This window comes from Turicibacter sp. KK003 (genome assembly GCF_037014675.1).
Lineage (GTDB): Bacteria > Bacillota_I > Bacilli_A > MOL361 > Turicibacteraceae > Turicibacter > Turicibacter faecis.
Genome location: NZ_CP142738.1, coordinates 1,850,381 through 1,864,686 on the forward strand (window position 1 = coordinate 1,850,381; position 14,306 = coordinate 1,864,686).

General features: G+C 37.4%; 15 protein-coding genes. 5 read left to right on the forward strand and 10 right to left on the reverse strand.

What is annotated here, in order from left to right:
* Positions 1–98: 98 nt before the first annotated feature.
* Positions 99–947: a patatin family protein gene (locus VXM77_RS09050; RefSeq protein WP_338506104.1), complete on the forward strand. Its 849-nt coding sequence runs from the start codon at positions 99–101 to the stop codon at positions 945–947.
* Positions 948–1,005: 58 nt separating this feature from the next.
* On the opposite strand, the gene VXM77_RS09055 is transcribed toward VXM77_RS09050, so the two are convergent.
* The 4 genes from VXM77_RS09055 to VXM77_RS09070 form a co-directional block, all read right to left on the reverse strand.
* On the reverse strand, positions 1,006–1,626 hold the full coding sequence (locus VXM77_RS09055; RefSeq protein WP_262950680.1) for a hypothetical protein: 621 nt from the start codon (positions 1,624–1,626) through the stop codon (positions 1,006–1,008).
* Between the two features lie 107 nt (positions 1,627–1,733).
* Complete coding sequence (locus VXM77_RS09060) at positions 1,734–2,429, reverse strand: acyl-ACP thioesterase domain-containing protein (RefSeq protein ID WP_262953888.1); 696 nt, start codon at positions 2,427–2,429, stop codon at positions 1,734–1,736.
* 253 nt (positions 2,430–2,682) lie between these two features.
* On the reverse strand, positions 2,683–3,132 hold the full coding sequence (aroQ, locus tag VXM77_RS09065) for a type II 3-dehydroquinate dehydratase (protein WP_262953883.1): 450 nt from the start codon (positions 3,130–3,132) through the stop codon (positions 2,683–2,685).
* Between the two features lie 5 nt (positions 3,133–3,137).
* Positions 3,138–4,001: a shikimate dehydrogenase gene (locus VXM77_RS09070; protein ID WP_338506106.1), complete on the reverse strand. Its 864-nt coding sequence runs from the start codon at positions 3,999–4,001 to the stop codon at positions 3,138–3,140.
* A gap of 317 nt (positions 4,002–4,318) precedes the next feature.
* On the opposite strand from VXM77_RS09070, the gene VXM77_RS09075 reads away from it, so the two are divergent.
* The gene (locus VXM77_RS09075) at positions 4,319–5,653 is read left to right on the forward strand and encodes a dicarboxylate/amino acid:cation symporter (protein WP_161831150.1); all 1,335 of its coding nucleotides are present in this window, start codon (positions 4,319–4,321) and stop codon (positions 5,651–5,653) included.
* A 33-nt stretch (positions 5,654–5,686) separates the two neighbouring features.
* On the opposite strand, the gene rbr is transcribed toward VXM77_RS09075, so the two are convergent.
* The 6 genes from rbr to VXM77_RS09105 all read right to left on the reverse strand — a co-directional run bounded on the left by rbr (position 5,687) and on the right by VXM77_RS09105 (position 11,846).
* On the reverse strand, positions 5,687–6,265 hold the full coding sequence (gene rbr, locus VXM77_RS09080) for a rubrerythrin (RefSeq protein ID WP_161831151.1): 579 nt from the start codon (positions 6,263–6,265) through the stop codon (positions 5,687–5,689).
* A gap of 163 nt (positions 6,266–6,428) precedes the next feature.
* Entirely contained in the window at positions 6,429–7,253 is an 825-nt protein-coding gene (locus tag VXM77_RS09085) for a PHP domain-containing protein (protein ID WP_161831152.1), read from the reverse strand.
* A gap of 118 nt (positions 7,254–7,371) precedes the next feature.
* Positions 7,372–8,706, reverse strand: a complete 1,335-nt coding sequence (locus VXM77_RS09090; RefSeq protein ID WP_262950676.1) for an ABC transporter substrate-binding protein — start codon at positions 8,704–8,706, stop codon at positions 7,372–7,374.
* 205 nt (positions 8,707–8,911) lie between these two features.
* Entirely contained in the window at positions 8,912–9,469 is a 558-nt protein-coding gene (locus VXM77_RS09095) for an NUDIX hydrolase (protein ID WP_161831154.1), read from the reverse strand.
* Between the two features lie 5 nt (positions 9,470–9,474).
* Positions 9,475–9,951: a hypothetical protein gene (locus VXM77_RS09100; RefSeq protein WP_161831156.1), complete on the reverse strand. Its 477-nt coding sequence runs from the start codon at positions 9,949–9,951 to the stop codon at positions 9,475–9,477.
* The gene (locus VXM77_RS09105) at positions 9,948–11,846 is read right to left on the reverse strand and encodes a DEAD/DEAH box helicase (RefSeq protein ID WP_161831158.1); all 1,899 of its coding nucleotides are present in this window, start codon (positions 11,844–11,846) and stop codon (positions 9,948–9,950) included. The genes VXM77_RS09100 and VXM77_RS09105 overlap by 4 nt, the downstream gene beginning before the upstream one ends.
* A 150-nt stretch (positions 11,847–11,996) precedes the next feature.
* Between VXM77_RS09105 and VXM77_RS09110 the strand changes: the two genes are divergently transcribed.
* The 3 genes from VXM77_RS09110 to VXM77_RS09120 all read left to right on the forward strand — a co-directional run bounded on the left by VXM77_RS09110 (position 11,997) and on the right by VXM77_RS09120 (position 14,281).
* Positions 11,997–12,599, forward strand: coding sequence for a methyltransferase domain-containing protein (locus tag VXM77_RS09110; RefSeq protein ID WP_161831159.1), 603 nt, complete (start codon positions 11,997–11,999; stop codon positions 12,597–12,599).
* A gap of 179 nt (positions 12,600–12,778) precedes the next feature.
* Positions 12,779–13,627: a polysaccharide deacetylase family protein gene (locus VXM77_RS09115; RefSeq protein ID WP_161831161.1), complete on the forward strand. Its 849-nt coding sequence runs from the start codon at positions 12,779–12,781 to the stop codon at positions 13,625–13,627.
* A 12-nt stretch (positions 13,628–13,639) separates the two neighbouring features.
* On the forward strand, positions 13,640–14,281 hold the full coding sequence (locus VXM77_RS09120) for a hypothetical protein (RefSeq protein WP_161831162.1): 642 nt from the start codon (positions 13,640–13,642) through the stop codon (positions 14,279–14,281).
* Positions 14,282–14,306: the final 25 nt, after the last annotated feature.

Sequence of the window (14,306 nt, forward strand, 5' to 3'; positions counted from 1 at the left end):
AATAAAAAAAGCAAGATCTTTGAATCAATCCCTTACATATTTATCAAAATATGGCATAATGTAAAAAGATATACAACGCATTTGAAAGGAGACATACGATGAAACTTGGACTAGTTTTAGAAGGTGGCGGCATGCGTGGACTGTATACGTGTGGGGTCCTCGATTGTTTTTTAGATCATCACTTACTCGTTGACTACGTGATTGGGGTATCGGCAGGGGCCTGCCATGGCGTTTCTTACGTTTCGATGCAACGTGGACGCGGATTTCGTATTAATACGAATTATCTCCATGACAAACGCTACCTTAGTCTTAGAAATTTTATTCAAACGAAGTCTTTATTTGGAATGGATTTCATCTTTGATGAAATTCCTCACCAACTCGACCCCTTCGATTACGAAACCTTTCTCTCTTCACCCTGTGAATTTAAACTTGGGGTAACTGATGCGCTTACCGGTCAATGCGTCTATTTTGACAAATCAAATCTTAATTACGACTCCACGCTCATCAAAGCCTCTTCCTCCATTCCTGTCTTCTCCCCTGTCGTTCGATATCAGGGGCGCGATTACTTAGATGGAGGAACCTCTGATTCCATACCTGTTAAACAAGCCTTGGCCGATGGATGTGACCATGTGATTGTCGTCCTTACCCGCGACCGAGACTATATCAAAAAACCTGAAGGATTTCGCTCGATTTATAAGAACGTATTAAAAAAATATCCGAATATGATTAAGGCACTCGATCACCGTCATGCAATGTATAATGACACGCTCTCATTGATTAAAGAGTTAGAGGCTCGCGGACAAACTACCGTTATTGCACCTCACTCCCCCGTTAAAATTAGTCGCTTTGAAAAGGATAAAGAAAAACTAAAGAAACTATATGATCTTGGATATCAGGATGCCCTTGAAACACTCGACCGTCTAAAACAATGGAATAAAAAAGGCTAGAACCCCTCGTTCTAGCCTTTTTTATTCAGTTACAAAGACGGGCTTTCTTTAAATCCCCTTATAAAAGGTGCCCGTGACGATTTAAAATAAAATCACGACTAATTCCATGCTGTAACGCATAACTATATGCTTCTGCCTTCGTATGAAAAGGAATAATATGAAGTACATTCATTGGATAATAAGCCTCCTTGTATTCCTCATCAAACACATCAAGTACCTTTAAAATCATAAACGTACTCTCCATTGCCTTGCTTAAATCATCATAATCAATGGCATCAAAATCCATAAATTCAATGAGTCGTTCAATGAGTCGTGCCATATGAACATTGATTTGTTGCGTTTCAATTCGTAGATGAGCAACCTCCATCATTTGAACTAAATCTTCAATATTCCGTTGAATTTCTTTAATCGTCGCTGTAATTGAAACCGCCTGTAAAATTGTTGTTGGAAATGTCACCTGTGATGATAAACTTTCTAAGATTCCAAAATTATTATCGAATTTTTTATAGACCGATAAAAAATCATAATACTCCTCTCGGTTTAAAATACAGTTCGCAATTTTAATAAATTCATTTCCCTTACTTTCACAGGCCTCACAATAATCTAGCATCTCATTGGTCGCCTGAATCAGTTTTTCGGTTCCCTCATCGCTCATAAAACCTTCATCAACGATAGTCATTTTATCATCCCCGATACCTATCTGTCTTTAGTAAAGTATATGCGTCCGTCTCAAATAAATGACAGATTATAACAAAAACTGAAGGCTTAAAAAAGACTTCCTCCTCTTTAAACCCCGAAAGTAATAACCGTATACGGTTGCATCTGATCATCACATAGGGTCACATAATACGACTGGCCTTCCTTTGTAACGGTTGGGATAATGACATCTCCTAATTTAGCTGCTCGCTTATATTCAACCCGTATTTGTGTCAGCGTTTCTGTTCCTTCTAAACAGTCAAGGGCCATCGCAACATACTGACTATTGTTAACATGTGCATTCACATCAATCTGATGCCTTCTCACGCGAATGGGTTCTAACACCTGATTACTCGAAGGAACTTTAATTTTACGGGGTAAATAATTCATCTCTATTTTTTCTTCAATCGGATACTTTTCAACCTCATCCTCTGATAATTTAACAAATTTTCCCGTCGATGCATCAATAAAGCATCCGCATAAATTAGCGTAAGCTAAAATATTTCCCGCAACGTCATACATGATATAATTTCGATAGCCAAACATCCCTTTACATCCATAAATCAACGTCCCTACCTTAATTTCCTCACCTAAATAAGGAAGGCGATTGATTTCAATTTGCCACGATAAAATATAAAAGGCTAGATTTTGTTGGACAAAGTAGTCTGTCCCTAATCCGATATCCTCTAAATGAAATGTACTACAATCTTGAAAATAATTAATCAAATGGGGTAATGTTAACCGCCCATCTTCTCCTACCTCACTAAATCGCACACAGCCATTCATTTTATACAAATCAATCCCTCCTTTTTCTCTATTATAACTAAAATTTTCCTATTTAAACAATAAAAAAATACGGCAATCCCCGCCTGCCGTATTCCGTCTGCTCACACTTCCCGATGGTTAGGATGAAAAAATGGAGCACCCTAATCACTGATGATACGTTATCACCTGCTGATAGGGTGCCTTTCTTTACGAATAAGCTAAAACTTCTATCATCTTTCGATTCATCGATTTTTTATCGTTGATAGACAAAACATTAACCGTTTAGTGATTGAACGGCCTGCTCAAGCGCTTGAATAGCTAAACCATATCCCAATTCTCCGAAACCACAAAGCTGCCCCACACAAGCGGGTGCCGTCACTGAAGTCTGTCGAAAAGATTCCCGTGCGTGGACATTTGATAAATGAACCTCAACAACGGGGATGGGAGCAATTGATTTTATCGCATCAAAAATCGCATAGCTATAGTGAGTGTATGCCCCTGGATTCATAATTACCCCTTCATAACCTTTTAAATAGGCTTCATGAATCCAATCGATGAGCTCCCCTTCACTGTTACTTTGTCGCACCTCAATATCGTGGCCACGTTCCTTTGCCACTTCTTTAATATAGTGAACCATTTCCATATAAGTTTTCGTCCCGTAAACCCCTCGTTCACGAATACCAACCATATTTAAATTAGGACCATTTAATACGAGTAGCTTCATCGTTATCATCCTTTCAAATTTAACACGTTTTTGATTTCTTCAATGGGCATCTCATGGTGCGTCCATTTTTTAAAGGCCTCCGCTCCCTGATAAATAATCATGCCAACTCCATTCATGATGCGGCAACCCCTCTCTTCGGCTTGCTGTAAAAGTTTCGTCTTTGCAGGGTTATAAATGATGTCACACACGAACAAATCCCTTGGAAGAAGACTTGAATCTCTAATAAACGACTGATCCTTTAATTCGCCCATCCCAATATTGGTCGCATTAATCAATAAATCACTTGTTGCCAATTGTTCTTTCAGTAATGCCTCATCGCCTAACGGATAAAAGGTCGCCTTTGTCGAGGTGTGACGATTAATTAAATCTGCCATCTCTTGGCCACGAGCCACCGATCGATTAAAGATGGCTAACTCTCGGGCTCCATCGAGTGCCGCTTGAATTTGAATGGCTTTCCCAGCTCCGCCACAGCCGACAATCGTAATTTTTTTTCTCCTAACTTCAAATCCTTCATCTCTTAACGCTTGCATCAATCCACTGCCATCAGTCATATGTCCAACTAATTTACCGGCCTCGTTCACAACCGTATTAACTGCCTGACACAGTGTTGCGGCGGGTGATAACTCGTCTAAATACGGAATCACTTTACTTTTATACGGCATCGACACATTAAAGCCACGGGCCCCTAACGCTCGTAGTCCAGCAACGGCCTCCGCTAATTGTCCCTCTTCAACCTCAAAAGCTAAGTAAGCGTAGTCCAGTTGAAGCTTTTCAAATGCCGCATTATGCATTTTCGGTGAAATACTGTGCCGAATAGGATTCGCAACGATCCCAATTAATTGCGTCGTACCACTAATTTGTGACTTCATCTCATCACTCCTTCTAAACTATTCCATGTTATAATCACCATAACATTTTTGTCTGCTTTTGTAAAATAAATCTTGACTCTATGATGAAAACAAGATATATTTATTTTCAATAGGAACCCTTTAAGATTACTCACGAGAAGTAATTAAGGAAAGATATAGTCGTGATTTGACAATAAAGAAGCTACTTTGTCTGTTTTAATGATGCGCTGTATGTTTATTGCCTTAAGTTTTAAAGGATCCCTTTATGACTTAGGGCTTTTTTCATCTATTCCATTAGCGAATAGGGTTCTAATTATAAACACCAAGGAGAGAAAGTCATGAAAAAAAATCAGAACCGTCTAGCGATTCAAATGGCTATTGCCCTAATCTGCGGATTAACATTTGGGTCATTATTTTTAGTTTTACGCGAGCATTTACTCAATAGCAATCCTAATCTATGGGCAACGATTAATAAACTTCTATTTCAAGATATTAGTGCCGAGGGGGCCACTGATGCAATTGGAATCTTCTACATTCTTGGGCAACTTTTTTTAAATTCTATGCAACTTGTCATTGTCCCAATGGTTTTTACTTCAATCGCGCTTGCGATGTGCCGTATCTCTGATACAAAGACACTAGGACGTCTATCTTATAAAACAATTGGGGGATTCTTAATCACCTCACTCTTTGCCTTAGTATTAGCCGGAATCGTCGGTTTAGTCGCTAATCAATTTGGAATTTTTAATGTAAACATCGACAATATGAGCGCTCAAACAGGAACAACCGGATCAAATCCACTTCTTATTTTTGTCAAGGCTATTCCAAATAACATTACCTCAGTCTTTGCAACAAATGGAAGTATCTTATCTATTGTTTTCTTAGCTGTCGTCACAGGATTATCTATTAATCATTTAGGTGAACAAATTAGCGTATTAAAGAAATTACTTGAAGATGTTAACAAGATTATCACGGTCTTCTTAACCTTCTTAATCACTAAATTTGGACCTTTCGCTATCTTCGTTTTATTAACACGTACATTTGCCATCTACGGTGTTGAGCATTTAAAACCAGCACTAGCTTATGTTATTACCGTAGTCCTTACTCTGTTAGTGTTCCTCACACTAGGATATGCCCTATTTATTTTTATCATGACCCGATTAAATCCGATGGCCTTCGTTAAAAAAACGGCTAAAGTGGCGATGTTCGGATTCTCAACTTCATCGTCAGCAGCAACCTTACCGTTAAATACAAAAACGACAACAGAAGAGTTAGGTGTTAATAAAGAAATCGCCTCATTTATTCTTCCACTTGGAATGACCATTAATATGAATGGAACAGCGATTATGCAAGTGATTGCCGCAATCTTTATCGCTTCAAGTGCAGGCTATCAAGTAACAGTCGGAAGTATTTCACTTATCGCGATTTTGGCACTCATCGCCTCAATCGGAACACCGGCTGCTCCAGGGGCAGGAGCGGTCATCCTATTCACGGTCTTATCAGGAATGGGGTACCAAAATGATGCCGCTTTACTTGCCTACTCATTAATCCTAGCTATTAACCGTCCAGTAGAAATGTTAGTGACTGCCTTAAACGTTGTAGGAGATGCCGCAACAGCTGTAGCCGTTGCTAAATCCGAAAACGCCTTAGACGAAGAAACTTATCATTCTTTATAAAAAAAAGCATCGATCATCCCGATCGATGCTTTTTTAATAGTTATGACACAGTAACTCAAAATAGCCTCTTGGATGGCCACAAACCGGACAATGATCGGGTGCCTCCTTCGCATAGACACGATGACCACAATGACGACAAACCCAGATGACGGGCTGTTCCTTTTCAAAAACATGATCGGTATCAACATTCTTTAAAAGTTCTCGGAATCGTTGCTCGTGACCTCGCTCAATAGCAGCTACATTTAAAAACTCTTGAGCTAATTCTTCAAACCCTTCGCTTTGAGCCACCTCCGCAAATGATGGATACATATCGGTCCATTCTCCGTGTTCAAAATAGGCCGCAGAATTTAAAGCCTCCTCCGCTGTAAGCTCCCCTCCCTCAAGAAGTTGAAACCAAATCTCAGCATGTGCCTGTTCATTTCCTGCTGTCTCTAAAAAAATCGCCGCTATTTGTTCATAGCCAGCCGACTTTGCACACTTGGCATAAAACTGGTATCGACTATGAGCCAATGCCTCACCGATTAACGCTTTTTGAAGATTTTTCTCAGACTCAGTCCCCTTTAGGGCCTGCCGTAACGTTGGTTTATCAATTTTCTCAATATCCCGATTCATGCCACCACCCCCATTAAACATATATTCCTTTTAACTATATGCTCTAGGGGGGCTTAAACATTCAAGAACTAATTGAAAATAGACGCTTGATGAAAATCGGTTACCCACCTTCTGATTGTTGACACGAAATATAGGGTATGAAGACGCCGAATCCTTCCTAGCATTAGAATTTTAAGTTTAACTCTGTTTCATCCTTTTTCAAACATCCCATCACATACTCATTATCTTTTTTACTCATTTCCCCATGGCAATCGCATCCTACCGTCATCATTAAGTCATGTTGCTTGCAAAAATCAACACAACATGCGGTTAACTCATCACTATGGATCGGATAATAACATTCAATTCCATCAATTCCGGCTTGAAGCAATCGATTAAAATCTTTACGAACGTCTTCTAATGAAGATTGCCGATAATATTTTCCTGGATGCGCTAGCACAGCCTTCCCACCACAACGATGAATGTGTTTAATGGCCTCCTCAACGCGTGGAAAATCGTAATTGGAATAAAAGATTCCATAGTCACGATAAACTTTTAATCCATCCATCAGGCTTTCAGTAATTCCCCGATCTTTTAAATAATGAATTCCTTTAAAACCACCTAACCGACGATTATAAGTATATGCCTCGTAATCCGTCGATGAAAGCTGATCATAATCTTTTTCCATGAGTTGAATTAAATCAACTCCCATTTGATCTAACTGCTGACGCGATCTTTTAATCACCTCTAATAAGCCCTCATCTACCTTAAATTGATAGGCAAGCAAATGAATCGATCGTTCTCCAAAAACACAGTCTAGTTCCACGCCAAGGACATAATTCATTCCGAGTTCCTGACAAGATTTTTCAAACTCGTCGTGGGCAGCAATCGTATTATGGTCCGTAATTGAAATGAAACCGAGACCCTTTTTCTTTGCTAACTCCACCACCTCTCTCGGAGAAAACGATCCATCAGAATAGTAAGAATGCATATGTAAATCGACTAACATTTAATCCATCTCCTTCTCGTTTTTGATTTCATTATAACGAAATTCGACATTTATAGCAACATCCATTCCTCTACCCTATTTATCAAAAAAAAGATAGCCAATGGCTATCTTCTTTTTGTTATTTTAAACCTAATGATTTTAAAGCTTCATCGACTGCAGCTTGTGGTTCCATTCCATTTAATACAACATTTTCAACCGCAACACCTGCTGCTGTACGTACATTGTATGAACTGAAATCAGGGTTTACAAACACTACATCGTAGAAATAGTAATCTGATTGTTTTGGTCCAGCTTCTTTTGTCATATCTCCAGACTCAATGATATAGTTTTGATACTCTTCAGAGTCAACAACTGTTTGACGAATTGGTAAGTATCCTGTATTCATTGTCCAGTAAAGGTTTGCATCATGTGTTCCTAAGAATTTAGCGAACTCATAAGCTGCATAAACTTGCTCATCAGTTGTTGATCCTTGTTTCATCACAACAACGTTTGTCCCTTGTTGAATAACCGCTTTTGTATCTTCACTCTTTTGAGGGATTGGTGCTGCTGACCATTCAAACGCATTTGTTTCTTTTAATCCATTAATAACATGTGCTGCTCCTGATGTTGATCCAACAAACATTTGTACTAAACCACTTGTAAATGGTCCTGACATATATTTATCTTCACCTGGTAAACGCCAGTATCCAGCATCTGTATTCTTTTGAATCATTTCTAACATTTCAACTGCTGCATCTGATTCCCCAAATAACACTTCACCTTTAGTATTTGTATATTCTCCACCAAATTGTTTAACTAAAGTAAGGAATGCATTCTCCGCTGAATCGAATCCAAATGCAGGATTTCCTGTTAATTCAGTAATTTTTTTAGATACTTCTTCTAATTCTTCCCAAGTTGTTGGAACTTCTAAATTATTTTCTTCGAAGAATGTTTTGTTATAGTATAAAACTTCTGTCGATTTGTTAAATGGTAATGAATAGAATTTTCCACCTTCATATTGACTATTTTCATCGCGATAAGCTTTTGCAATATCATCAAAGTTTTCAATTCCTACTTCTTTATCGAAAATATAATCGTCTAATTCAACAACTGCTCCTGATTGTAAATACTCAGCAACCCAGTCTGGATAAGCTTGAGCAATTGCAGGTGCTGATTTAGCGCGAATTGCTGCCGTAATTTTTGATTTTAAATCTGGATAAGACCCTTGATAAACAGGTTTAACTGTAATTCCTTTTTCTTTCCCAACTGTTGCGTTAAATTCCTCAACTAAATGATTAACCGCTGTTTCGTTTGGTCCTGACATCGCATGCCAAAACTCAATTTCTACTGGGTTTTCAATTGTTTTTACAATGTTGCTCTCTTCTTTTTTACCTTCTTCTTTTTGGTCTTGTGAACAAGCAACCATCGAAGATAATCCAAATAATACAGCAAATGATGCTAATAATTTTTTCACTTTCTTCGTCCTCCCATTCAATATGGCCATTGAATTTTTTGAAAAAGACTTACCTCCCAACAGGTAAGGGTCGTTCTTTTTACTTTACGAGAGGATTATATACAATTTTTTCACTTTATGCAATAGTTTTCAAATATTTCACAAAAAGAACACAAAAATGACATTTTTCAGGAACAATTAAACCCTTTTCATTTCATAGTCTGCCTTAAACCTTGCTTACACGTCGAATTAACTTTTCATAAATGGGAAGCATATGTTCTTCTCTCACATAATGTTTGATCTCATCAACAGGAATCCATCCTACCTGACTATTTTCATCTTCTTTAATTCGTAACTCATCTGTTTCACTAGCAATTAAAACATATGAAACATTTAAATGCTGATGAGCACTTACATATTCTCCACGTTTCATGTGCCCAATAACCGGTAAAATTTCAATTGACATGATGTCATCAGTTAACGGAGTCAAGTGTTTAACCCCCGTCTCCTCTCTCGCTTCTTTTAAGGCAACGGCCAATAAATCCGCTTGCCCATCTGCGTGCCCTCCAGTCCATGCCCAACTATTATAAATATGATGATAGACCATCAATACTTTATCTCTCGCCTCATTCAACACAAACCCTGAACTTGTAAAATGGGCAAATTCATTTTCTCGTGTCAGTAATTGAGACCCAAATAAATTCAAGTAATCGAGCATTACCTTTTTATCTTGCATCTCCTGTTTATTTTGAGGCACGTATCCTTCAATTTTTTCCTTTAACATTCAAATCAACTCCTTAATCGAATTGTCATAAAATCATCGAGTCCTATTTCAACCCTCTTAATGACAAGTTCTCCTTTGACAAACACTAACAGATTAAGTTCATCCAGTAACTCATCAAACTCGCTCATAACCTTTTCCCCTCTTCTTTTATAACCCACAAGTTTTAAAAGGGTGCGTAATTTTAGTTTGACATACTCCGCTTCGGTATACAGGAGTTTTAATTTAATCACCTTTAAATAATGCGCCATATCTTGAATAGGATTTACTCCCCCCATTAAACATTCGCCGTGTGATCTTAACTGTTGAAGTTCCCGCTCTAATTGTGAATCTAGCCTTATTAAACAATGATCGATGGCTATTTCAAATGTCGCCAACGATGTCTTCACCGCCAAATCGTGGTGAATTTGCTTAATCAGATGGCGTTCTTTTACATAGGGTAACTCAACATCTGACAAAAAAGCAGCAATATCATAAGGATTCATCTCTGTTTATTTTCCTCCTCTTTTAAACATCTTCTTAATTCAATATTCAATTGTTGGACAAAGAACAGTTTTTTGTGAAAGTAAATAGAGAATAGTTGCTCTGGGTCATTCCAAAGTGAATCAATGTAGGCCCGTTGCTGTGCTCTCGTCATATTCTTCTCAATAATTTGGCAGGCAACCTGTGACAAGTCAAGACTCTTCCTTTCCATCTCATCAAGTGGAATAAATGGAGGCGCCTCTCGATAGCGACTGAAATAACGTAACAACGCTTGAATGTCACGTTCATCATAGGATGGAATCATTTCTCCTAAAAAGCAACGACGTGCACAAATCTCTGTTAATTTATTTAAGAGTTGAATAGAGGTAATCTCTTCATGAACGTGATGATAGTCAAAAAACGTCGGTAATTGGGCAATTAAATGATCGTAACGTCGCTTTGTACTATCGTAAACTAAAATTTGATGACTTCGCTCAATTCCCCGATCCACTAGAGTAAATGCATACATTCCCAAAGGAACACGCTTAATAAAGGGGATTGATTCAAGTGCCTTTGTATCAATACTAGAGTCTAGCAAATGGATATACTCCTCCAATTTGGCAAAAGAAATTTTCTCATACATTTTCTGAGTTTCTTCTTTTTCATCGCCCATTTCTTCAACTATTTCCTCTCGATCCTGTAGTAAGGTCTTAGCATTAACCCACTTCACCTGGTCCTGCCAATCATCAATAAAACTAACAATATAGGCTTGATGCGTTCCCCCCGCCTTCACACCTCGTAATGCTCGGCCAATCATTTGCGTCATTAAAGCAGCAGATGTGGTCGGGCGGGTTAAAAAGACCGAACGAGTCATCGGCAAATCTATTCCCTCCGTCAAAATATTAACATTTATTAAAACATCAATTTTTCCTAACTGATAATCTAATATAATAGATTCATTCTCCATCACCAATTGCTTCATTTCCAAAATATCATCCGTTTCCCGGGAAATGATTACACCACAACGAATCTTTGCCTTTTCAAATAACGATTTTAGAACAAGGGCATGAAGTCGGTTAATAGCAAAAACAATAGTAGGACCATATTTTTCTTTATCATACTGCCTAACAATCGCTGCGTTTCTTAACTTATGATTAGCCATCTTTTCCGCAATTTCAATGGGAAAATCGTCTACCATGAGTTGCTTTTTCTCCTGATCCGTCAAAGTTAAAACTAATTCTGTTTGGCATTCCTCAAAATACGGCATTGATAAAATCCCACGTTTTATTAAATCAATTAAATCAACCTTATAGGCGATATCATCCGGAAAAACATCACTCAAATAACGCGTATCCGTTCGAAAAGGAGTAGCCGTTAATCCTAATAATTTAACGGATGCCACTCGATTTTGAATATGTTGTAAAATCTTTTCATACGTCGGAGCACTCGCATGATGCGCCTCATCAATAATGACGTAAATCTCCGTTTCCTTTTTTAACCATTTATTCAAAAATTTTAATCGTTTACATAAACTATCTTTACTCACAATGAGCAAATCATCACCTGGCTGAACCTCCTGCATCGATTGATGTGCCCCCGAAATTATTCGATAGGTAAATCCTGATCGTTGGGTCATCACATCAGAAAAAGCATTGTCTTCAAATGTTTTTGCAGCTTGCTCTAATAACATTTGTCGATGCGCCAACCATAATACCTTTTTATTATTGTTAAGCGCCCCCTTTAATAACCACCAACATGCCGTTAATGTTTTTCCACCCCCCGTTGGGATAACGAGTACAGATTTAAAACTCGAATGCTTATCCATCTCCCCCAAAACCTCTAAAGCCTCCGACTGATGCTCATAAGGATGTCTGTGAGCCGACATCTTTTTTACGCGAATCTCTCCCGCCTCACGCATCTTTTCACTCCCCTTTCCTTAGATAATAGCCTCATTTTATATTTTTTTATAAAAACCACCACTTATTTTTATAAAATAAAAGATCTCGGTTGCAACTTCAACCGGATGCCCCTACAATTAAATTATTAAATTCAAATGGGGGTATCACTCGTGACTGAAAAAGACTATGAACATTTATTAAATATTGAAACACAAGGGACAGATAAATATCATACCTCACATCTATACCATCGATACGAACCGACACCTTATGAGGTTCTAAACTTTCTATTTGAAAACTATACCTTAAATCAAAACGACCATGTGGTTGATTATGGTTGCGGAAAAGGGCGTCTCAACTTTTATATTCATCATTTCTTTCAAATCCCCGTCACCGGGATAGAAATGAATGAACAATTTTATGAAGTAGCCCTTCTTAACAAAAAAAACTATTTTAAAAAGCATCCCTTTGCACAAAATGATATCACCTTTTATTGTGGACTCGGTGAAACCTACCCCATTCGTTCAAATGAAAATAAGTTTTACTTCTTTAATCCATTTTCAATTCAAATATTTAGAAAAATTATTGAAAAAATTTTAATCTCTCTCGAGGAGTGTTACCGTGAAGTTGAACTCATTCTTTACTATCCCTCTGATGACTATCAATATTTTCTTGATCAGCGAACTCCTTTCCATTTAAAAAAAGAAATCACACTTCCAAACTACCATAAGGATCATAGGGAGCGTTTTTTAATTTATGGTCTTGGAATCTAGCTTAAAATAATACCTAATAATATCGCAAATTGTGACATAATTAAAGACCAATTCTAATTTTTTCATCCAAAAAAAAAAGTATTTTGTTTTATTCTGTAATTTAGGATATACTATACATAGGATATCCCCTCCATTAAACCGTGAGGGAACAATTAAAATCAGAGAAAGGGAGATGACTTATGGCCTATTACAACCGAGATTACTATTCGACGAAGAAAAAACCGTCACCACTGTTTTATTTATCTCTTACAATTATTAGTGTTTTAATCATTGCCGGGGGATTTTTTTTAAATGCATCAAATCAGGAAAAAAAATTATCCTTTGAAAAACCTAAACTGGAACAGTTAGCCTTTGATTCATCAGCACCGCTTAAACGCTGGCGTAATCAAGAAGTAAAATTTGTATACCTTACATTCGATGACGGACCCTCTGCGAATGCTCCCAAAGTCATGGACATTCTAGATCAATATCAAGTAAAAGGAACATTTTTTGTCCTCGGAACTTCCCTCACTAATAATAATCAAGCACAAGCAGTATTGCAACGAATGAAAGATGACGGGCATTATATCGGAATGCATACCCTGTCTCACAACTACAACCACCTATATGGTGATAACGGACCTGCAAACTTTGTTGCTGAATTGAAAGAGGAACAAAATTTGATTGAAGAAATGACAGGTGGATTTAAAAGTGAACTTTGCCGCGCCCCTTATGGAACAGGTGGAGGAACCTTTACACCAGAACACATCAAAGCTTTAAATGAAGCTGGGTTCAAATGTTGGGATTGGGACGTTGATTCTTTAGACTGGAAATATAGCGATGCAAATCAAATTTTAGAAAAAATTGAAGCAGATATGCAATTAAAATCAGCCGCTACCAATCTAGTCGTTTTATTCCATGAGAAAAATTCAACACTTGAGGCATTGCCACGTGTCATTGAGTATTATCAAAACCTAGGATATGAATTCCTACCTTATAACCCAGAACAACATTTTAGTAGAAATTTCTTTAATAGCGAAGATATTTAGGAGGACCTTTTCATGAAAAAAGTAATATCAATTATATTGGCTATCGTGATTACAGGAATTGGCCTCACTATCGCCTTTTCATACCAAACACCTAAAACAAAAACCTATTCAACGCTTAGCGAAATAGATAAAAAGATTGAAAATGAAACAACGGTCAGTGATTTAACGATTGAAAAAAATGTAAGCCAATTATATGAGGCTGTCCAAGCTTTAATTACCTTAGGTGAAACTTATACTGAAGGAACAGAAACCGATCAAGCATTTGAAACCTTCAATCAGGCATACGACGAAACAAAAAAATTAGAGGTCCAATTAGCTGAATTTATTAAAACCGATGTCACATCTAAACTTGAAAAAACAACTTCCGCTTTAACAGAAGACCAAAAGAAAGTAGCGACGGAGGCCATTGATGCTGAAAAAAAACGTCTAGATACATTAAAAATCTTTAATCAACAACTTAGCGCACTCAACAAAAACTTAAAAGGTTTAAAGGAAAATTTTGATCAAGATAAACCAAGTACAGCGATTCAATACTTTAATAGTGTAACAACATCATTTAATCAGGTGAAAGACAGTTATAATGATTATGTTGAGGCAACAAATCATTACTATCAGCTAAAAGAAAAGTTATACGAAGTATTAAAAACCGCATAATTTGTTAACTCATTAACCATAAAAA

Bases quoted from the DNA above. Each gene is read 5' to 3' on its own strand.
- VXM77_RS09050 (WP_338506104.1), top strand. From the start codon at position 99: ATGAAACTTGGACTAGTTTTAGAAGGTGGCGGCATGCGTGGACTGTAT.
- VXM77_RS09055 (WP_262950680.1), bottom strand. From the start codon at position 1,626: ATGACTATCGTTGATGAAGGTTTTATGAGCGATGAGGGAACCGAAAAA.
- VXM77_RS09060 (WP_262953888.1), bottom strand. From the start codon at position 2,429: ATGAATGGCTGTGTGCGATTTAGTGAGGTAGGAGAAGATGGGCGGTTA.
- aroQ (WP_262953883.1), bottom strand. From the start codon at position 3,132: ATGAAGCTACTCGTATTAAATGGTCCTAATTTAAATATGGTTGGTATT.
- VXM77_RS09070 (WP_338506106.1), bottom strand. From the start codon at position 4,001: ATGAAGTCACAAATTAGTGGTACGACGCAATTAATTGGGATCGTTGCG.
- VXM77_RS09075 (WP_161831150.1), top strand. From the start codon at position 4,319: ATGAAAAAAAATCAGAACCGTCTAGCGATTCAAATGGCTATTGCCCTA.
- rbr (WP_161831151.1), bottom strand. From the start codon at position 6,265: ATGAATCGGGATATTGAGAAAATTGATAAACCAACGTTACGGCAGGCC.
- VXM77_RS09085 (WP_161831152.1), bottom strand. From the start codon at position 7,253: ATGTTAGTCGATTTACATATGCATTCTTACTATTCTGATGGATCGTTT.
- VXM77_RS09095 (WP_161831154.1), bottom strand. From the start codon at position 9,469: ATGTTAAAGGAAAAAATTGAAGGATACGTGCCTCAAAATAAACAGGAG.
- VXM77_RS09100 (WP_161831156.1), bottom strand. From the start codon at position 9,951: ATGAATCCTTATGATATTGCTGCTTTTTTGTCAGATGTTGAGTTACCC.
- VXM77_RS09105 (WP_161831158.1), bottom strand. From the start codon at position 11,846: ATGCGTGAGGCGGGAGAGATTCGCGTAAAAAAGATGTCGGCTCACAGA.
- VXM77_RS09115 (WP_161831161.1), top strand. From the start codon at position 12,779: ATGGCCTATTACAACCGAGATTACTATTCGACGAAGAAAAAACCGTCA.
- VXM77_RS09120 (WP_161831162.1), top strand. From the start codon at position 13,640: ATGAAAAAAGTAATATCAATTATATTGGCTATCGTGATTACAGGAATT.